Origin of the sequence: Hafnia paralvei ATCC 29927 (assembly GCF_001655005.1) — a bacterium.
Taxonomy (GTDB): Bacteria; Pseudomonadota; Gammaproteobacteria; order Enterobacterales; family Enterobacteriaceae; genus Hafnia; species Hafnia paralvei.
Map to the genome: position 1 here is coordinate 308,357 of NZ_LXET01000044.1, position 19,537 is coordinate 327,893.

The window sequence follows — 19,537 nt, forward strand, 5'->3', positions numbered from 1 at the left end:
AAATTATATGCTTGGGTAAATCTATCTACTAAAAAATATTCCAGCATTAATTTATGCAAACAATAGCACAAATAACCAAAAAACAGACCAACGTTAAAATCAGGACGAAAGCGCAGCAGCATTTTACCATAACGAATATTTTTGGTTATGTAAACCCCAAATAAGGTATTAATCTGGATTTAGGGGTTGTCTCATCATCTCATTATGTTAGGGTATTAGACGATTTCGCTCAAAACATTTGGATTATTTGCATTAAATAATCTGTGACTTAATTATCATTATTATAGGACACTCTATTATTGCATGACTATTAAAATAGAAATTAAGAATCTATATAAAGTATTCGGGGAACATCCCGAGCGGGCATTTAAACTTATTGAATCAGGTCTGCATAAAGACCAAATATTTGAAAAAACAGGTCTGACCGTTGGCGTTAAAAATGCCAGTCTGGCCATTGAAGAAGGCGAGATATTTGTCATCATGGGACTCTCAGGTTCCGGCAAGTCCACCATGGTACGCCTTCTCAATCGTCTGATTAAACCGACCCGTGGCCAAGTCATGATTGACGGTGAAGATATCGCTCGAGTCTCGGAAGAGAAACTGCGCAATATTCGCCGCAGTAAAATTAGTATGGTTTTTCAATCATTTGCACTAATGCCTCATTTAAACGTATTGGATAACACCGCCTTTGGGCTCGAATTATCCGGCGTGCCTCAGGCTGAGCGTCATCAAAAAGCACTAGAGGCCTTACGTCAGGTCGGTTTGGAAAGTCATGCTCATTCTTACCCTGATGAACTATCAGGGGGTATGCGCCAACGTGTGGGCTTAGCTCGGGCAATGGCAATTAATCCTGATATTCTTTTAATGGATGAAGCTTTCTCTGCGTTAGACCCTTTAATTCGTACGGAAATGCAGGACGAATTAATAAGACTTCAATCTCAACAACAGAGAACCATTGTATTTATCTCACATGATTTGGATGAAGCCATGCGTATTGGCGACCGAATTGCTATTATGCAAGGCGGTGAAGTTATTCAGGTCGGAACACCAGAAGAAATATTGAATAATCCTGCCAATGATTATGTTAAGACCTTCTTTAAAGGTGTGGATATTAGTCAGGTGTTTAGTGCGAAAGATATTGCTCGTCGCCGACATCTCTCTCTGATTCGAAAAACACCAGGATTTGGTCCTCGCTCTGCATTGAAATTACTGCAGGATGAAGATCATGATTATGGTTATGTTGTGGAACGCGGCCAAAAATATATTGGTATCGTGTCCGTTGAATCATTAAAGCAAGCGCTCTCTCAAGGTCAGTCCTTAGATTCTGCCCTGCTATCAGCTCCAGAAGCCGTTGATGCAGATACTTCGCTCAACGAGTTAATTTCTTTGGTTGCTCAATCCCCTTGTGGGGTTCCAGTAACCTCTGCTGACGGTATTTTTATCGGCATTATCAATAAAGGTACGCTACTTCAAGCACTTGACAAAGAGGGCCCTAATCAATGAGTGACGCAACGAGTAATCCATGGGCAACCGAACCCGCAGAATCAGCCGCCAGCAACGCCACCTCCGCATCGCAAGGCGCAGACGCATGGTCTTCATCACCGGCAACGACGGATGCCGCCAGTAATCACGCGGCACAAAGCAGCGACTGGTTAAGCAGCGCGCCGACGCCTGAAGCCGAGCATTTTAATCTGATGGACCCGTTCCATCACACCTGGGTGCCCTTTGATAGTTGGGTTACTCACGGTATTGACTGGCTTGTCAGCCATGGTCGCCCAGTATTTCAAGGGATCCGTATGCCCGTGGACTTTGTCCTCAGCGGCTTCCAGAACATCTTACAAGGTATGCCTGCCCCTATCGCAATCTTAGTATTTGCCCTGATTGCTTGGCAATGTGCAGGACTAGGAATGGGGGCAGCTACCCTGATTGGTCTCGTGGCCATTGGGGCGATCGGTGCTTGGTCACAGGCAATGGTGACATTGGCGCTGGTGCTCACATCGCTGTTCTTCTGCATGTTGATAGGCTTACCGCTAGGTATTTGGCTGGCTCGCAGCAAAGGAGCTGCTCGCGTCATCAGGCCGTTGCTGGATGCGATGCAAACCACGCCGGCATTCGTTTATCTGGTGCCTATCGTCATGCTGTTTGGTATCGGTAACGTACCGGGGGTCGTGGTCACTATCATCTTTGCGCTCCCCCCTATTGTGCGTTTAACCAGCTTAGGTATTCAGCAAGTGCCGGCTGACCTCATTGAGGCAGCAGAGTCTTTCGGCTCAAGTCCACGACAGATGCTGTTTAAAGTTCAGCTACCGCTGGCGATGCCTACCATTATGGCGGGCGTAAACCAGACCCTAATGTTAGCACTATCCATGGTCGTCATTGCATCGATGATTGCCGTTGGCGGCTTAGGTCAGATGGTATTACGCGGTATCGGTCGCCTTGATATGGGACTGGCATCCATCGGGGGTGTCGGCATCGTCATTCTGGCGATTATCCTCGACCGACTCACTCAATCTGTTGGTCGCGATCGCCGCAGCCGCGGTATGCAGGGCTGGTACATGAGCGGTCCTATTGGGCTAGTCGCACGTCTTTTTATTAAACGCGGATAACACGTCCCCAGCCTCCCTCTTCATTGAGGGAGGTACATCACCAGTAACCCGATTTGGGTTCTCACTCTTCCACCCTACCGTTCTATGGGGAAGATTTGGGCAGTCGTATTCCCTCCACCTAAAATAAACAGGAATATTCATGACAGAACAAACAAAACAACATAAGCAAACACAACAACGTATCGCATCTATGCTGGCCATTACCGCTCTGGCATTCGGTACACTATCTACCACCTTCTCCACTCAGGCTGCTGAACTGCCGGGTAAAGGCGTGTCTGTACAGCCAATTCAGAGCAGTATTGCCGAAGAGACTTTCCAGACCCAACTGGTGAGCAAGGCGCTGACAAAACTAGGCTACGACGTGCAGCCGACCAAAGAGGTGGACTACAACGTCGCATACACGTCGGTTGCCGCAGGTGATGCAACCTTCTTAGCGGTAAACTGGGATCAGCTTCACTCAGATATGTACAACGGCGCGGGAGGCGATAAGAAATTCTATCGCGAAGGCCAGTATGTAACGGGTGCGGCACAAGGGTATTTGATTGACAAAAAAACGGCCGATCAATATCACATCACCAATATTGAACAGCTGAAAGATCCCAAAATCGCCAAGTTATTCGATACGAATAACGATGGCAAAGCCGATTTGGCAGGCTGTACTCCAGGCTGGGGTTGCGAAGCATCAATTAACTATCAGTTAAAAGCCTATGGTTTAAACGACACCGTCGAACACAATCAAGGTAATTATTCCGCGCTGATTGCAGACACAATGACTCGCTTTAAAGAAGGTAAGCCTGTGTTTTATTACACTTGGACACCGTATTGGGTCAGCGATGTACTAAAACCAGGACGTGACGTTGTCTGGTTACAAGTGCCATTCTCTGCTCTTCCAGGCAGCCTGAAAGATGTCGACACCAAGCTACCAAACGGTGCTAACTACGGCTTCCCAGTCAACAATATGCAGATCGTAGCAAACAAAACCTTCGCAGAGAAAAACCCTGCTGCGGCTAAACTGTTTGCCGAAATGAAGTTACCCATTGCTGATGTCAACGCACAGAACCTGCGCATGCATCAGGGTGAAAACTCAGAAGCAGATATTGAACGCCACGTTAACGGTTGGATCAAAGCCCACCAAGCCACATTTGATGGCTGGGTTGATGCAGCAAAAAAAGCAGCAGACACGGCTAAATAATGTTTATGGCATGGCGCCTAGCGCGCCATGCTACTAAAAGTTTAATGGTAATTAAGTTTGATAATGAGATCCTTACTAAATGGCCCTATCGACACTTCTTTAGTCGGATTTTTTGTTAATTCCGCAGTGTACTCATGTGTAATCGTATCTGAGCCCTGTCCAGGAATATAAGTGGTAAACGCCTTGTACTGGTTATATTCAATGGCAGCATGATCTTCTTCATCGATGATTTTCAGCAGCAAACCATTATCCATATCAAGATGCGTTGCATCGTAAAGTACATCATCCGTATAAAAACTGGTTTGCACATCAAACTGCTGAGTACAACCTGCACTCATATCTTTAATGGTCGAGATACTAAAAGGCTCAGTTGCAGGGCTTGTACGAATAGATGAATTATCAATTTGCTTAAAACTCACTACCTGACTTTCAGGAAAAACCTTAATGTCTACGCTACAATCCAAAAAGCGCACGTTGCTCAATCCATCGATATTAAAACGTAGATTTTTTGCATTTGATTGAAGGTTTGCGCCTCCCGAGCCATCAAACTGTAAGACGTTAATACTGCCGAAATCGTAAACAGTATCGCTGGTCGCAGGAATCGCTTTAAGCTTCATATACAATCTAAATCGGGCATTAAAACTAATATTTTTTTGATAATCCACTCCGTTGCATACGGGAGTATGACCAGCATAGTTACCACTGGATGATTTATCTAAACATTTTCCCGTATCAATTCCAAACCCTGTGGTTTCATAATCAACACCTTCATAAGTTACCCCAAAGGTAAAATAGGGGTTATCAATCACATCGCTACTGTTTATTTCTGGAAGTTTAATCCAAGCATGAACAGTTTCCGTTGGAGCATGTTGAGTCCAATCGGCGGAGTTATCACAATACACGGTCAAGTTAACGTCACCACTCTCCCAGACTTTGCTTCCTAATGGCGCATTCTCTGGAATAATGAACGAAGGTAACATGGCACTAAATCTAATAGGCCCGCCATGATTGTCTTTATAGCAATCTAACGCCCAGGCAGAGGATGACGAGAATACAGAGACAAGAGCTAACAAAAAGAGAAGATTGCGCATATTTATTCCTTCAGTACAGCCGTATTTTGACAAACTGACTGCACTGAGTTGCAGCTAATCTTGTAGAGGGTCAGACCGCCATAATCACCGACATAGCCAATTTGGAAACGAGACGGCAAATTCTTTACTGTCATAGTTTCTTGGTCAAAAGGGGCGACCATAATGCTATTTCCGCCCGCGATAAGCGTCTTACCGTCAAGGCCAATATAGCCAACCGTTACGTAGTAAGGCGTATTATTTTTAAAATTAATCCCGTTTGCCGTCTGAGAAATATCGACTTTATCCCATGTCATCACAGCACCCGCCTTCAGGACTATTGCTTTAGGCCGCCAGAAAAGTTTTAACCGGCTTTGCATGGCAATTTGCATGGCGTTTTTATCTTCCATGCGCGGGGGAACTTCGCGGACATTATAATAAAACAGACTCTCTCGATCTTTCGGCAGCGTAGCCAACGGCGGAAGCGCCATTAACCGAACTTGGCTCTGTTCTCTAGGATCTAAGCGCAGTAGCGGTGGCAACGGAGAGATAAAATTACGTGTTTTCTTACCCTCGCTATCCTCAATCCATGACTGGGCCAAGTAGGGGAGCGTTTCACTCTTATTCGTTAATCGGACCGACACGCTTTTATCCGTTTCATTCAGCACTAAACGGGTACGATCGGGAAGCACCGCGGCGTTTATCATACTGCTCACACCGAGCAACCAAATAAGTGACACTAATGAATAGCTTACTTTCATCTTATTAAACCTGAATTAATGAACAGTCTTACAAGGCAATATAATGGCTGCCTCGCTGATATTACTTTGATTAGGTGGGGTGATTTCACAGATGTTGCTGGACCACGCAACACGCAACATGCTTCCTTCCTGAATACCGCTGAGATAAACGAACCCCTCTTCGGCAACCAATCCAACGTCTTTGTTCGTTTTGGCATCAACAACGGTGACACCCAGTGGAGGAAAACGACCATCGGCAAGGCGAATAACACCCACAATTTGATAACCTTTGGTCGCACTTAGTGCCGTATAGCCAATAGCGCCTTCAGTAAGAGTGGTGCGAATCACCGAATTACTCACATCAACGCCTTCTGGCAGATCGTTGCTGTTGACTTGCAATGTTGCCGTTTGATAATTGCTGATTGAAGGAATGACACCGATGCCATAGCCATTCGTTATAGTACGACTGCGATTGAGCGCAACACCAGCAATGCCGTCAGTGTCCACCATCATGCGAGCATTGTTACCACTGGTATAATCATGCAGCGCCGCGCCGTAGCGAGTCGCGGTGGCAGAACCATTCCAACCCACATTCAGCGAGTTGTATGTGTTCGGTTGGACACTGGCCGCTAAATTAAAGCGACCGTACGGCGAATAGTGCTGGTAACCGCCACGCAAAGCGGGTTTTCCATCTCTTATTTGATCGTTATCCGCGGATGTGGAAACGTTCCACGTATTGTTCTTGTCAGAAGAATCGTAATAAGAAACAGACTGTGCGGTTTTATCCCCATAGCGCTGCACGTTATATGACATGCTGCTGCCTAGCCCGAGAGGAACAGAGAAAGAAAGATAATATTGATTTTCGTTTTCGCCATCCCAGCGGGTACGCGTTAACGATAGTGAGGCAGAAATACCTTTGATATCACCAAGCTCAAAATTGCGGCTTAGCGAGAGCGAATAACGGGTATCACTATTAGAATTCCAGTATGTATCTCGAGAGATGTTAAAGTATGCATTCACACCAAACGATTCGATCGTTTGGTTAAAGGAGAGAATATAGCTTTCTTTTTCATCATCGGTATTCTCGTCCCCATCCTGTGAATTGAGATATTCAGTCATCGTCACATACTCTTTATCTGAGAAACGATACCCGGCAAACGTGACCTGACTGCCTGTAGACTCAAACCGTTTAGCGTAATTCACTCGATAACTGTAACCGCCTTTTCTTTCCTGTGGTGTTTCAGAGTAGCCCAGTTCGGCTTCAGAGCGCGTGATATCAAACGATATAGAACCCAGCTCATTCAGATTAAAACCGATCCCCGAGCTAATCGATTGATAATCATCAGCCGTCAGAATCGCACCGCCGTAAAGTGACGTATTGCCTAGCCAGCCCCATGAGAATTCGCTGGTCAAGAAAAGAGGGTTATTCACATCGTTGTGCGAGGTCGTTGTCGGTTTTCCAACAGAGGCCTTATATCGCACCTGGCCTTTACGGGTGAGAAACGGGACCGATGCAGAACCGACTTGAAACGTACTTTTGCGCCCATCCTCTTCTTCTACCGTCACATCCATTTGTCCTTGCAGCGTATTCCCTAAATCACTGATGGTAAATGGGCCTGGTGACACGGTTGTCTGATAGAGCACACGGCCGTTTTGCTCAACGGTCACTTTGGCGTTGGTCTGGGCAATACCTGTAATTTGGGGAGCATAACCTTGCAAATCTGGCGGTAGCATATGTTCATCGCTTTCCAACGAAGCGCCTGTAAAGTGAAAGGTATCAAAAATATCGGAATCAAGATCGTACTGTCCCGCAGTAAATTTTGATGATATCGCGGGGATAGGACGAAAGAGATAAGTGCGGGAAAGCGTGGCTTCGCTACCGCTCGATTTACCGTTAATAAAATCTTCACTGTACTGATAATCAGAGCGAAAACGCCAAGCGCCGAGGTTGAATCCTAGCGTTCCATAAGAGCTCATATTTTGTGTACTATCGCCATCGTGAGGTTCGTATCGGCTGGCATATACGTTATAGTCTAACAATGCGCCTGCTATACCATCATCCCAATACTCTGGCGGCGTCCAATTTTTGGCTTGATATTTCATCCATAACTGTGGAGCCGTTAAGTTCAACAGCATATTAGCCTTATCGAGCTTAACCGAGAGCTCTGGTTTACGGGTAACGTCCAAGCATTTCTGCTGATTCCATTCATGAAGTTGTTTAATAAACGTCTCGTCAAAGCCAAGTTGCTGCAGGTGTTCGGCGGTCAAGCACAACTGAGTTCCGCTTTCGTTATCAGCAGCGAGCCATTCTAGTGTCCATGTTTTAGGTAACACATTTTTATTGATCGATACCTGAACAATATACTGCCCAGCAGGGATCTGCCCTTTCTTCTCGAATTGAGAAAGGTCAATATTGTCACGATCGTCTACATCCATAAAATTCGTATTAAACTCAGTGGCCAACACAGTCGAAGGCACTAATGCCGAAAAGACAACTGAACATAACGCTTTCTTTATGAAAAGAAATAAATTTAAATAGCCGGTCTTTTTATTTTTGCACATAAACACATTTTGTATAAAAAGCATTATTAAAAACCGGTGACAGTCTCACCGGTTTGATTTCAATGGGTTATGTGATTTTATTTATAATCAAGCATATAATTAGCCTGAGCCTGTACGTTACCCGGTGTTACCGTCGTAGTACCGATTTTCTCCATACGAGCTTTAAAATTTAACTCTTGATAGGAACTTGAATCAGGGAAGGTCACGGTTACCGCTGAGCCCAACGTTAACTTATTATTTCCCGAATCGAGAATACGCACACCGACATTGCTAGCAGCACCGATGTTACCTTGCAATGTGTTAGCCATCAGGCTTGTATCTGTGGTATCAGTGTTAGGTGAAGTGAAAGTGATTTTCACTTTATCGGTAACCACAACGCCCTTGCTATCTGTCAGAATACAATCCTGCAAATGAATGGTGAAATCCTCAGCTAAAGATTGCTGAGTACTATTTAATACATTAGTAGCAACCTCACCCAAGTTGACTTTTAAATCTTCATCACCCGGTTTGATTGAACATGGAGCTTCAATCACCTCACCAGTAAAAGTAATTTTACCGGAGCCTTGGTTTGCCTCACCTGCAGCACTGGCGTTAAAAACAACGCCTGAAAGTACAACACCTGTGATTCCCGCTAACAACGTTTTCTTAAACATGCGACATAGTCCTTTATTATAAAATTGACTTACCCAAGTAAAACAATAACGACATAAGCACCCCATAAACGAATGGGTGCCAAGTAGTTAATTTAAAACGAGGGTATATTACAAATAAAAGCGGGGTTAACTTTATTTTTCTTGTTAATTTACAAAGAAGAATCGCTAATTATATTCAATGTAAACATTGAATATAAAACTGAATTTTTAATTTATATATATCCAACCACAAAAAATGTAGTCAAACCATTATTTAATGCCATGTTTATGGATAATTATTATTTTATTTTTAAGAACACAGAGGGATGCTACCATAAACTCTGTGACATATTTAGCTATTATTTCGAATTTACATTTCAATATAGTTTAAGTCTTGTCACAGGCTTTGCGCTTAAGAAGGCTGGCTTTATATAAAACGACTTAAGATTATTAAGCCGTTTTATAAAACACGCTTATTTCGTTAACGCCATGCTAACCAAATCTCTCAGCTCATCGAGCTGTTTTGCCAACTCCAGATTCAGCCACACATAGCCATAGATAGGCGCCTCTATATTTTCCGCCGCTTTGGCATTTTCCATCAGATGCTTCAACTCAACAGAAACCGCGCCCATTTCCGGTAGGTCACTCAGATCATCGTCAATGTTGCCGCTCAGTAATGCGCTCGATAACGCATTCAATGTATTGATAGAGAGCTTTTGGAACACCCGCAACGTGGTAGCATTCAGCATGATGAAATGACTTTCGCGCGTCGCCCAGTAGGCATCGGTCAATAGCTCCAACGTAGACACCAAATTTCGGCTCATGACTTGAATGGCATCAAACACATCTTTATTAATGCGAGTTTCACGTACACAGGGTGAGATGAGTGTCCGAACCTTGACGAGTTCATTAAGGATTTGCTGATGTTTTGCCGACAAATGTGGACGTTCTAATATGTTGGGTGACATATGCGCACTGTAAAAGTCACTCATGTTTTTAAGCTCTTTACTCATCATCAATCGCCAGTGAACAAAAGCTCTCTGTGTATAGATGGAAGTAAAAAATAGCGCGAGTAACGAACCGATAATGACATCACCGCTCCGCCATAGCGCAGTGTTCATATCCCCTGGCCCTGCCCCGCAGACGACCGCCAACGTAATACCAATCAACAGCCCCATATAGGGCCTTTTACCCAAAGCCAGTACGCCGCACACAAACATCACCAATGCACACCACACTAGCATCAACGGTAACGAATAGATTTCAATATACAGCGCAATTAGCCCAGAGGTTGCACCGAATACAGTTCCCATAATGCGCTGCAGCGCACGAGTAAGCACGTTCCCCCAAAATGAGATGGGGCCCATCACCACCACCATTGTAATGAGCGGCCACGTAGCTTCAGGCACATGCAACAATCGAATGGCTAAAAACGTGAGTACAAATGCAAGCGCCATACGCACGCCATGCACGACCTTATAGTGACCATAAATGACATGTTCAAGGGGACTTATTGCTCGATTAAGACGCACTGGGGATACCTTCAGAAGTACAACATATAGAAATTATTTTCTTGCTCAAGTGTACTCAATATCGGAAAGAAAATTAAATAGCAAACACCGATTAGCTAAACCAGATAAAAGATTAATGCGATGTTTTCCGCACAGTCCGCCGCAAGCATTGGGTTTAGCTGATTTCGCGGTTACACTAGTTATCACTTTGTTTCCCGATAAGAGATGTTATTTTGAGCAAGGCCGCGCCAACTTTCCTCATCCACGACTACGAAACCTTTGGTCAACATCCCGCGCTAGATCGACCAGCCCAATTTGCGGGCGTTCGTACCGATGCTGATTTCAACATTATCGAAGAGCCACTGGTCATTTACTGCCGCCCCTCAGACGACTATCTGCCACAGCCAGAAGCCGTGATGATCACAGGTATTACTCCTCAGGTCGCTTTAACACGAGGCGTTAGCGAAGCCGAGTTTTCTCGCCAGATCAATCAAATATTTAGCGTGCCTGGCACCTGTATCATGGGCTACAACAATATTCGTTTTGATGATGAAGTAAGCCGCAATATCTTTTATCGCAACTTTTACGATCCCTACGCCTATAGTTGGCAAAACGGGAATTCACGCTGGGATTTACTCGATGTGCTGCGTACCTGCTACGCCTTACGTCCTGAAGGGATTAACTGGCCAGAAAATGAAGAAGGTCTGCCGAGCTTCAAGCTCGAGCATTTGTCTAAAGCCAACGGTATCGAACACGAAAATGCGCATGATGCGATGGCCGACGTGTACGCTACCATTGCACTGGCGAAGTTAGTTAAACAAGCTCAGCCTAAGCTGTTTGATTACCTGTTCCAACTGAGAAATAAGCATAAGGTTTCTGCACTACTTGATATCGCCAACATGAAACCTTTAGTCCATATTTCCGGAATGTTTGGTGCGCTGCGTGGCAACACAAGCCTAGTTGCGCCACTGGCGTGGCACCCCGACAACAAAAATGCCGTGATCATGTGCGATCTTGCCGGTGATATGTCACCACTGTTGGAACTCGATACCGATGCTCTGCGCGAACGTCTTTATACACGTCGTAGTGAATTGCGTTCCGACCAACCGCCTGCACCGCTTAAATTAGTCCATATCAACAAGTGTCCGGTTTTGGCTCCAGATCAGACGCTGCGCCCAGAAAACGCTGAACGCCTTGGCTTAGACCGCCAGCGTTGTATGGATAACTTGCAGTTGCTGCGTAATCACCCAGAACTGCGCGATAAAGTCGTTGCCGTTTTCGCTGAGGCCGAGCCTTTTAAAGCGTCAGATGACGTTGATGCACAGCTTTATGACGGGTTCTTCAGCGACGCAGACCGAAGCGCCATGCAGATTATAAGAGAGACGCTGCCACAGAATCTTCCCGCTCTCGACCTCACGTTTAACGATAAACGCGTTCTGCCTTTGCTGTTCCGCTATCGCGCCCGCAACTTCCCCACGACGCTTACCGATGATGAGCAACGTCGCTGGCAACTCCACCGCCAAGCAGTGCTAACACCGGAGCGATTACAGGCGTATATCCATCAACTTGAAGAGTTGTATAACCGCCATGAAGACGAACCTGAAAAGCTTGCCCAACTCAAAGAGCTCTTTGAATACGCGCGTCAGCTAGTCAATTAATATTTATGAGTTTTATGTTTTAGGGTGAGCTATATCACCCACAGTATTTTCAACAGCGGGTAGTATTAGCATCAGAAGCCGATTTTATCTTTATTTTACAATAGACTTTACAAAAAACAGGTCGTTATTATGTGGCTAAAAAACGGGCCAGCCTTGGCCGTTCTGGCGTTTATTTTATGGGGTATCACTCCGTTATTTTATAAAATGCTGCCGGATGCCAATGCATTAGAGCTGCTAGCGCAACGCCTGTTTTGGTCTATTCCTTTGCTGCTTTTGCTACGTCTGCTCTTCAAAAATCGCACAACGTGGAAACAAGTCTGGCAGGACAAGCGCTCTCTGTTTTGCTGTCTGCTGGGCGGCGCTATCATGAGCGTATCATGGACCACGTTTATCTATGCCCTCACCCACAATTTGGTCTTAGATGCCAGTCTCGGTTACTTCACTAATCCACTATTTTCAATTGCCCTTGGCGTGATTTTTCTGCACGACAAACTAAGCCGTTTTCAGCGAATTGCCGTTGCGCTCGCGATAACAGGGCTGGCCTATCAGATCGTGTTGTTGGGACACATCCCCATTTTGGCTCTGGCGATGGGCAGTACTTTTGCCTTTTATGGTCTGGTGCGTAAATTTATCCGTTACGACATCATGACCGCGTTAACGCTGGAAACCCTTTGGATGTTGCCGCTGGCTATTGCCATCACAATTTGGCTGCACATGACAGGCAGCAGCATTTTAGCGGGTTCCGGCACTAAAACCTTTGTACTTTATGCGCTTACCGCCCCAGTCACCTTTGCACCACTTTTACTGTTCGCCGCCGCAATCAAACGCACTTCGCTGACGGTGATTGGCTTAGCGCAATATGTAGAGCCGTCGCTACAATTCTTGCTCGCCGTATTAGCCTTCGGTGAGCCAATTAGTATGCCGAAAATGATCAGTTTCTCCTTGATATGGTTAGGATTGGCATTTTGTGTATATGAGTTATTCCGCCAGCATTGGCGTTACCGACATCTGGCCACAGATATGGTACGGGGAAAAAGAAACCATCCGGGACATTAACTCACCCACCCTAACCGCTCAATAAACATCCTCCGGTCTGGCCACGCTATAGGTAAAAAATCGGGGAGCTTTCACTCCCCGATATGACTTCTACCCGTATCATTCCGCCTGCGGTTGGCTTTCGAACTGCGGTGGCGGTTTACGGAAGCGTCGGGTCAGATAAACCAAATATCCAAAGCCGAGCGCTGCCCAAATCAATCCCATCGTCAGTGAACTTTTCTCAAGGTTCAGCCACAGTACGGCCACGGTGAGCGCCCCGATCATCGGCAATACCAGAAAATGGAAGCGATCTTTCCACGTTTTATTACGTCCTTCGCGAATGTAAAAATGGCTGATGACTGAAAGATTCACAAAGGTAAACGCGACCAGCGCACCAAAGTTAATCAACGCCGTGGCCGTCACCAAATCAAACGAAATGGCCGACAGAGCCACCAATCCCACCATGATCACGTTTAACGCTGGCGTGCGCCACTTGGGATGTACATAGCCAAAAATCTTCTCTGGGAATACGTTATCACGCCCCATCACGTACAGCAGGCGTGAAACGCTGGCGTGCGATGCCAAACCCGAAGCCAACGTATTCACGAAGGTGGTGCACAAGAAGATTGACTGGAACAGCTTGCCACCGACGTATAACGCAATTTCCGGTAACGCCTCATCCGGCTGTTTAAATCGCGTGATATCGGGGAAGAAGAGCTGAATAAAGAACGACACCGAGATGAAAATGATCCCGCCATACAGCGCGGTCAAGAATATCGCGCGCGGAATGGTTTTTGCCGCATCCTTGGTTTCTTCAGACAGCGTAGTTACCGCATCAAATCCGAGGAAGGAGAAGCACACGATGGTGGCACCGGTGATTATCGGCAACAGGTGGGCATTTTCACTGACAAAAGGCTGTAGGCTCCACACCTTTCCCACCCCTTCCCCTTTATGCAGCCCTTGAACCACGAGAAAGATGAAGACCAAAATAATGGCAACCTGCACCAGAACAAAAATGGTGTTGAAGTTTGCCACTAAACTCACACTTTTCAGGTTAGCCGCCGTCATTATCGCAACAAAACCAACGACCCAAATCCAAGGGGGAACTTCTGGGAACATCGCCGACAGATAGATTTTTGCCAACAGCACGTTAATCATCGGCAAAAACAGATAATCAAGCAGCGATGACCAGCCCACCAAGAAACCTACGTGCGGATTTATCGCTTTTTGCGCATAGGTATAGGCAGAACCCGCCGTCGGGAACTGACGTACCAGTTTTCCATAGCTAATTGCCGTAAATAGCACTCCGGCCAGCGCAAACAGATATGACATCGGCACATGGCCGTTGCTGATACCGGAAACAATGCCGAAGGTATCAAACACTGTCATTGGCGTCAGGTAGGCCAAGCCCATCATAACGATCTGCCAGAGCTTTAGAGATTTACGTAATTGAGGCTTGCCTGCTTCATGTGCAGTCGCCTGAGAAACAGAAGGAGTTCTAATCGCCATGACGGTTTCCCCCTTTGTCCTCTGCTGGTAACAAATTAACGTCATTCAGAGAGGCCGCGGGGAAACGTCGTATTAGGCGGCGGGATAATCGACTACAGATATAAGTTTGTTCATTTAGCAAAGCGCCAGAAAAACAGTGAGCTGGCCCGTATTCGCTGCGGCTCAGGCGTTCGCCCAAGCGCGGCGGATAAACATAAACATGCACCATCGTTATATCCTCTAGACGTATCCCGATACGTCACATTGAAACCACTACCGCCTGAACGCTCCGTGGTCCGGTAGTGGAAAACAGCCGCGAGTAATGCTTTTGCTCTGGCTATCGCGCAAATCAACCGATCGCGCTCTGTATTTGGAATCTGCCCAATCAGCTGTTCGGGCAGTTCATCGTTTGTTCACCATCGATGGGTTGTGTTACGCATCGCTTCAGTGATAAAAAAAAGATAACCGTCAGTAAACTGCCGGTTATCTTTATGTCATGCATTCTGCACTTTTTTAGCGACAACAGAAAGTGCCGTAGCCAACTTTTCCATACCTTCTTTTATAACTTCTTTTTCTGCTGTGAGCGGTGCTAAGAATCGAATGACATTACCGCGCACGCCACAGGAGAGTAAAATCAGCCCCTGCTTACCAGCCTCTTTCACCAACGCCGAAGTCAGTGCTTTATTCGGCTTAGTCGCATCACGGTTTTCAACTAACTCCATAGCCACTATCGCACCCACGGCGCGAATGTCACCAATACAGTCAAAACGCTCAGCCAACGCATGTAGTTCGCGGGTGATCTGCTCACCGACCTGTTGTGCCTTCTGATTCAGTTGTTCATCCTTAATCAGATCCGTCACTGCCAGCGCCGCTGCAATCGCCACCGGCGAACCGGCATAGGTTCCCCCTAATCCGCCCGGCAACGCTTTTTCCATTAAACGCTTTTTGCCGACCAACGCAGACAGCGGGAAACCACCAGCCAGACTTTTCGCCATAGTCACTAAATCGGGCTCTACGCCGGTATGCTCAATAGCAAAGGTCTTACCTGTACGACAGAAACCGCTCTGAATTTCGTCTGCGATCAAGACGATCCCGTGCCGATCGCAAATCTCACGCAGAGATTTGAGGAAGCCCGCCGGAGCCGCATAGAAACCGCCTTCACCCTGCACCGGTTCGATGATAATAGCTGCGACTTCGGTCGGCGCAATATCGGCGGCAAAAATGGCATCTAACGCATCCAAAGCATGTTGTTCAGTAATGCCGAGGTATGGCGCAGGATACGGCGCATGATAAATGCCCGATGGGAATGGCCCATATCCCTGTTTGTACGGTGCTACTTTTCCCGTTAACGCCATCCCCATGAGGGTGCGTCCGTGAAAACCGCCGCGAAACGCAATCACACCGCCGCGCCCCGTTGCGATACGCGCAACCTTAACGGCGTTTTCAACCGCTTCGGCTCCCGTCGTCAATAACAGTGTCTGAGTCGCTTCCTTAATAGGCACCAGCGCATTCAAACGCTCAGCCAACTCAACATATTCAGGATACGGCGTCACTTGGAAGCACGGATGAGTAAATCGAGTCAGTTGCTCTTGCACCGCCGCGATCACTTTGGGATGGTTATGTCCGGTATTTAATACCGCGATCCCGGCTGCAAAATCGATATAACGATTGCCTTCGATGTCCCACAGCTCAGCGTTGCGCGCTTTTTGAATGAACGCTGGCAGTAAGGTTGAAACTCCGCCCGCCACCGCTTCCTCACGGCGCGTCTGCCACGATTGGTTGGTGCCATTACCGGACAGATTGTGATTCTCAGACATGATGTGCTCCGTAATTGAATTTGAATTTCGAATACAGACTTCCCCCCACCGTACGCACTGCCCTCTGACAAAAGAGGAATTAAGGTGGAGTTACAACATTTTTCCGGCTATCCCCGAAAGATTTCAAAGTGAAGAAAGGCGGCATCTGAATGAATCCCCTGAAGCTGACGCCAGTCAGTAACTGAGGGATTAAAGGCAGCCAACACATCTACAGTTTGAAAAATAAAGGGATCAGGCGTTCTTCAGCATCCAGTCAATTTCAGTATCAGTCACCATACGCTCGAACTGAATTAGCTCATCGGTCTTACAAGCATGGTAAACATGGCTGAAACGCTCTCCGAGCAGTGAGCGCAGCGCCTGCTGTTCTTCAAATTCATACAGCGCATCGCTTTGGCGGATCGGGAAAGGTAAACCTTCCTGCTCAATACCGTTGCCGGTGATCGGCTCAGCCAGCGTGAGGTCGTTGTCTAAGCCATGCAAAATGCCAGCAAGAACCGTGGCCATCACTAGATAGGGGTTAGCATCAGCGCCCGCTACGCGATATTCAACGCGGTGGCTGTCACGATCGCCGCACGGAATGCGCAGCGCTACGGTTCGGTTGTTATGCCCCCAAGAGGCTTGAGTCGGTACGTACATTCCCGGTTGGAAACGACGGAAAGCGTTGACATTAGGTGCCAGCAGTGCCATTGAGGCAGGCATTAACGCCATCATCCCGGCAAGCGCTTTCTTCAATAGCAGAGAATCTTCGCCGTCATCATCGGCAAACACATTCTGACCTTTGTTATCCAACATGCTGATGTGGATGTGCATCCCACTGCCAGCATGTTCTTCATAAGGCTTTGCCATAAATGTGGCATGCATATCATGGTTTTCAGCCACCATACGCACCAGTCGCTTCAGAGACAGCGCATGATCGCAAGCCTGCAAAACGTTATCGGTATGGTTAAGATTAACTTCGAACTGCCCTGGGGAGGCTTCAGCAACGGCACCATCGGCAGGAATTTGTTGCAGTTTTGCCAGCTCATCGATATCGCTGAGGACATCAGCAAAATGATTCAGGTTATCAACGGAATAAACCTGACTCTGCGTATTTCGCTCTTGCGTCCCCGGCGCACATGGCGGTTGTAGATACCCTTCCGCATCACGTTGTCGATCGATGAGATAGAACTCCAGCTCTACCGCTACCACGGGGAATAATCCGCGCTGGCGTAGTTGCTGCCAGACATTATTCAGTACGTTACGTGGCTCAACGTCAAAGGGAGTACCATCTTCATCCAGCATGGTCAGAAGAACCTGACCGATAAACTCAGGGTCTGCCGCTGACGGCGTTAACGAACCCAATACCGGCACACAGGTGCGATCCGGTTCGCCTAGTTCTTGTCCTAAACCGGCCTCTTCAACCACGTTGCCAAGAATATCCATCGCAAACACTGAGGCGGGGAAATAACACCCTTTCTCCAGTTTTTTCAAACCTGCAACAGGAATTCTTTTTCCGCGGAAACAGCCATTAAGGTCGGTTAGGAGTACATCCACATGCTGCGTCGAGGGATAGCGTTCCAAATAATTTTTAACTTCGCGTTGAAACGCGCTACTTCGTCTCTCTTCGCTATGCTGAACAAAATTTTCAACTTCTACGATATTGGTTTGCATGATTCACCCGCCATTGATTGAAGACCGTGGATCTGACCCTTTGAGTTGCTCGATATAATGTCCACAATTGAAATGTAGATGCAAATAAAATGTTTCGCAAGTGTTGCAATTAGTTTGAATATTGGACGTACCACTGCTAGATTGAGAAAATATTGAACGGAAAAGCGCTGTATGGAAGCAATGTGTTCATAATTTAGACCAAGCGGAGAGGGTGGTATGGGCAATATATTTAACAGGCCGGTAATCGGTGTTGTCATGTGTAGGAACAGGGTGCACGGACACTTAACGCAGACCTTGCAAGAAAAGTACCTAAATGCCGTATTGAATGCCGGTGGCGTGCCAGTCGCTTTGCCCCATGCGCTAGCAGAGCCGGAATTACTGGAAACGCTTCTTCCTCATCTGGATGGCATTATGCTGCCGGGTAGCCCAAGCAATGTGCAGCCGCACCTATATGGTGAAAACGGCGATGAGCCTGACGCCGATCCTGGGCGTGATAGTTTGAGTCTGGCGCTAATTAGCATCGCACTCGAAAGGCGCATTCCCCTTTTCGCCATCTGCCGAGGGTTACAGGAAATGGTGGTGGCAACCGGTGGCACGCTCTATCGACGTCTCTATGAACAGCCTGAGCTGTTGGAACACCGCGAAGATCCTGAGTTACCGCTTGAGCAACAATATGCCCCTTCTCATGAAGTGCTGGTACAAGATGGGGGTTTGCTTTCAAAATTAGTACCGGGTTGCAACAAGTTTTGGGTTAACTCATTGCATGGCCAAGGCGCAAAAACGCTGGGGCCATTGCTGCGCGTTGAAGCCAAAGCATCGGATGGATTAGTGGAAGCCGTGAGCGTTCACGATCACCCCTTTGCTCTAGGCGTGCAGTGGCATCCTGAATGGAACAGCGATGAATACGCCCTATCCCGCTTGTTGTTTGAAGGTTTTATCACCGCTTGTCAGAAAGCCAGTGCTGAAAAAAACAGCCAGCCTGACAAGAACTATCAATAAGGAAGTATGCATATGAGCGATGTCAGCTTGGCGCCAGGAAAACGCCTGTCACATATCCGTCAACAACTGGGTTTGTCACAGCGCAGGGCAGCTGAACTGTCTGGATTAACGCACAGTGCGATTAGCACCATTGAGCAAGATAAAGTCAGCCCAGCAATTAGCACCTTGCAAAAACTGCTCAAGGTCTATGGGTTGTCGCTGTCGGAGTTTTTTGCCGAACAGGAAAAACCGGATGAACCACAGGTTGTGATTAACGCCGAAGACTTAATCGAAATTGGCAGCCAAGGGGTTTCCATGAAACTGATTCATAACGGAAACCCTAACCGCACGTTGGCCATGATGATTGAGACTTACGAACCCGGAACCACAACCGGTGAACGCATAAAACATCAGGGTGAAGAAATTGGCACCCTGCTGGAAGGGGAAGTGATGCTGACAATTAATGGTCAGGTATATCACCTTGAAGCGGGACAGAGTTATGCCATTAACACTGGCATTCCCCATAGCTTCAGTAATACGTCAGCGCGTATATGCCGCATTATCAGCGCCCATACGCCGACGACTTTCTAATGCATATGTT

16 protein-coding genes are annotated in these 19,537 nt (G+C 46.9%); 7 read left to right on the forward strand and 9 right to left on the reverse strand.

The genetic code is table 11. From position 1 onward, the window contains the following. Positions 1-303: 303 nt before the first annotated feature. The 3 genes from proV to proX all read left to right on the forward strand — a co-directional run bounded on the left by proV (position 304) and on the right by proX (position 3,798). Positions 304-1,503: a glycine betaine/L-proline ABC transporter ATP-binding protein ProV gene (proV, locus tag M988_RS13140; protein WP_008812912.1), complete on the forward strand. Its 1,200-nt coding sequence runs from the start codon at positions 304-306 to the stop codon at positions 1,501-1,503. Beyond that, positions 1,500-2,606 (forward strand): glycine betaine/L-proline ABC transporter permease ProW, encoded by a 1,107-nt coding sequence (proW, locus tag M988_RS13145; RefSeq protein WP_008812911.1) that lies wholly within the window; start codon positions 1,500-1,502, stop codon positions 2,604-2,606. The genes proV and proW overlap by 4 nt, the downstream gene beginning before the upstream one ends. Positions 2,607-2,745: 139 nt before the next feature. After that, positions 2,746-3,798, forward strand: coding sequence for a glycine betaine/L-proline ABC transporter substrate-binding protein ProX (gene proX, locus M988_RS13150; RefSeq protein WP_004096035.1), 1,053 nt, complete (start codon positions 2,746-2,748; stop codon positions 3,796-3,798). A 41-nt stretch (positions 3,799-3,839) separates the two neighbouring features. On the opposite strand, the gene M988_RS13155 is transcribed toward proX, so the two are convergent. The 5 genes from M988_RS13155 to M988_RS13175 all read right to left on the reverse strand — a co-directional run bounded on the left by M988_RS13155 (position 3,840) and on the right by M988_RS13175 (position 10,331). Next, a complete protein-coding gene (locus tag M988_RS13155) occupies positions 3,840-4,889 on the reverse strand; it encodes a hypothetical protein (protein ID WP_064574502.1) in 1,050 nt (349 codons plus the stop codon). A gap of 2 nt (positions 4,890-4,891) precedes the next feature. After that, the gene (locus M988_RS13160) at positions 4,892-5,626 is read right to left on the reverse strand and encodes a fimbrial biogenesis chaperone (protein ID WP_008812909.1); all 735 of its coding nucleotides are present in this window, start codon (positions 5,624-5,626) and stop codon (positions 4,892-4,894) included. 15 nt (positions 5,627-5,641) lie between these two features. Beyond that, positions 5,642-8,167, reverse strand: a complete 2,526-nt coding sequence (locus M988_RS13165; protein ID WP_064574549.1) for a fimbria/pilus outer membrane usher protein — start codon at positions 8,165-8,167, stop codon at positions 5,642-5,644. A 77-nt stretch (positions 8,168-8,244) separates the two neighbouring features. Continuing rightward, a complete protein-coding gene (locus tag M988_RS13170; RefSeq protein WP_008812907.1) occupies positions 8,245-8,820 on the reverse strand; it encodes a fimbrial-like protein in 576 nt (191 codons plus the stop codon). Positions 8,821-9,272: 452 nt separating this feature from the next. Next, entirely contained in the window at positions 9,273-10,331 is a 1,059-nt protein-coding gene (locus M988_RS13175) for an FUSC family protein (protein ID WP_008812906.1), read from the reverse strand. Between the two features lie 209 nt (positions 10,332-10,540). On the opposite strand from M988_RS13175, the gene sbcB reads away from it, so the two are divergent. Both sbcB and rarD read left to right on the forward strand, forming a co-directional pair. Then, positions 10,541-11,968 (forward strand): exodeoxyribonuclease I, encoded by a 1,428-nt coding sequence (gene sbcB, locus M988_RS13180; RefSeq protein ID WP_191279038.1) that lies wholly within the window; start codon positions 10,541-10,543, stop codon positions 11,966-11,968. Between the two features lie 129 nt (positions 11,969-12,097). Further along, positions 12,098-13,024: an EamA family transporter RarD gene (rarD, locus tag M988_RS13185; RefSeq protein ID WP_008812904.1), complete on the forward strand. Its 927-nt coding sequence runs from the start codon at positions 12,098-12,100 to the stop codon at positions 13,022-13,024. A gap of 99 nt (positions 13,025-13,123) precedes the next feature. Here the strand turns inward: rarD and M988_RS13190 are convergent, their stop codons facing one another. The 4 genes from M988_RS13190 to M988_RS13205 all read right to left on the reverse strand — a co-directional run bounded on the left by M988_RS13190 (position 13,124) and on the right by M988_RS13205 (position 17,958). Continuing rightward, positions 13,124-14,512: an APC family permease gene (locus M988_RS13190; RefSeq protein WP_008812903.1), complete on the reverse strand. Its 1,389-nt coding sequence runs from the start codon at positions 14,510-14,512 to the stop codon at positions 13,124-13,126. Further along, on the reverse strand, positions 14,502-14,720 hold the full coding sequence (locus M988_RS13195; RefSeq protein ID WP_004096065.1) for a hypothetical protein: 219 nt from the start codon (positions 14,718-14,720) through the stop codon (positions 14,502-14,504). The genes M988_RS13190 and M988_RS13195 overlap by 11 nt, the downstream gene beginning before the upstream one ends. 265 nt (positions 14,721-14,985) lie before the next feature. Further along, positions 14,986-16,308: a 4-aminobutyrate--2-oxoglutarate transaminase gene (gene gabT / locus M988_RS13200; RefSeq protein ID WP_064574504.1), complete on the reverse strand. Its 1,323-nt coding sequence runs from the start codon at positions 16,306-16,308 to the stop codon at positions 14,986-14,988. Positions 16,309-16,539: 231 nt separating this feature from the next. After that, the gene (locus M988_RS13205) at positions 16,540-17,958 is read right to left on the reverse strand and encodes a glutamine synthetase family protein (protein ID WP_008812901.1); all 1,419 of its coding nucleotides are present in this window, start codon (positions 17,956-17,958) and stop codon (positions 16,540-16,542) included. A gap of 216 nt (positions 17,959-18,174) precedes the next feature. Here M988_RS13205 and puuD point away from each other — a divergent pair, with 216 nt between their 5' ends. Both puuD and puuR read left to right on the forward strand, forming a co-directional pair. Then, positions 18,175-18,957, forward strand: a complete 783-nt coding sequence (gene puuD, locus M988_RS13210) for a gamma-glutamyl-gamma-aminobutyrate hydrolase (protein ID WP_008812900.1) — start codon at positions 18,175-18,177, stop codon at positions 18,955-18,957. A gap of 12 nt (positions 18,958-18,969) precedes the next feature. Beyond that, positions 18,970-19,527 (forward strand): HTH-type transcriptional regulator PuuR, encoded by a 558-nt coding sequence (gene puuR / locus M988_RS13215; protein WP_008812899.1) that lies wholly within the window; start codon positions 18,970-18,972, stop codon positions 19,525-19,527. Positions 19,528-19,537: the final 10 nt, after the last annotated feature.

Excerpts from the sequence above, each read along its gene's own strand:
- proV (WP_008812912.1), top strand. The coding sequence starts at position 304 with ATGACTATTAAAATAGAAATTAAGAATCTATATAAAGTATTCGGGGAA.
- proW (WP_008812911.1), top strand. The coding sequence starts at position 1,500 with ATGAGTGACGCAACGAGTAATCCATGGGCAACCGAACCCGCAGAATCA.
- proX (WP_004096035.1), top strand. The coding sequence starts at position 2,746 with ATGACAGAACAAACAAAACAACATAAGCAAACACAACAACGTATCGCA.
- M988_RS13155 (WP_064574502.1), bottom strand. The coding sequence starts at position 4,889 with ATGCGCAATCTTCTCTTTTTGTTAGCTCTTGTCTCTGTATTCTCGTCA.
- M988_RS13160 (WP_008812909.1), bottom strand. The coding sequence starts at position 5,626 with ATGAAAGTAAGCTATTCATTAGTGTCACTTATTTGGTTGCTCGGTGTG.
- M988_RS13165 (WP_064574549.1), bottom strand. The coding sequence starts at position 8,167 with ATGTGCAAAAATAAAAAGACCGGCTATTTAAATTTATTTCTTTTCATA.
- M988_RS13170 (WP_008812907.1), bottom strand. The coding sequence starts at position 8,820 with ATGTTTAAGAAAACGTTGTTAGCGGGAATCACAGGTGTTGTACTTTCA.
- rarD (WP_008812904.1), top strand. The coding sequence starts at position 12,098 with ATGTGGCTAAAAAACGGGCCAGCCTTGGCCGTTCTGGCGTTTATTTTA.
- M988_RS13190 (WP_008812903.1), bottom strand. The coding sequence starts at position 14,512 with ATGGCGATTAGAACTCCTTCTGTTTCTCAGGCGACTGCACATGAAGCA.
- M988_RS13195 (WP_004096065.1), bottom strand. The coding sequence starts at position 14,720 with ATGGTGCATGTTTATGTTTATCCGCCGCGCTTGGGCGAACGCCTGAGC.
- gabT (WP_064574504.1), bottom strand. The coding sequence starts at position 16,308 with ATGTCTGAGAATCACAATCTGTCCGGTAATGGCACCAACCAATCGTGG.
- M988_RS13205 (WP_008812901.1), bottom strand. The coding sequence starts at position 17,958 with ATGCAAACCAATATCGTAGAAGTTGAAAATTTTGTTCAGCATAGCGAA.
- puuD (WP_008812900.1), top strand. The coding sequence starts at position 18,175 with ATGGGCAATATATTTAACAGGCCGGTAATCGGTGTTGTCATGTGTAGG.
- puuR (WP_008812899.1), top strand. The coding sequence starts at position 18,970 with ATGAGCGATGTCAGCTTGGCGCCAGGAAAACGCCTGTCACATATCCGT.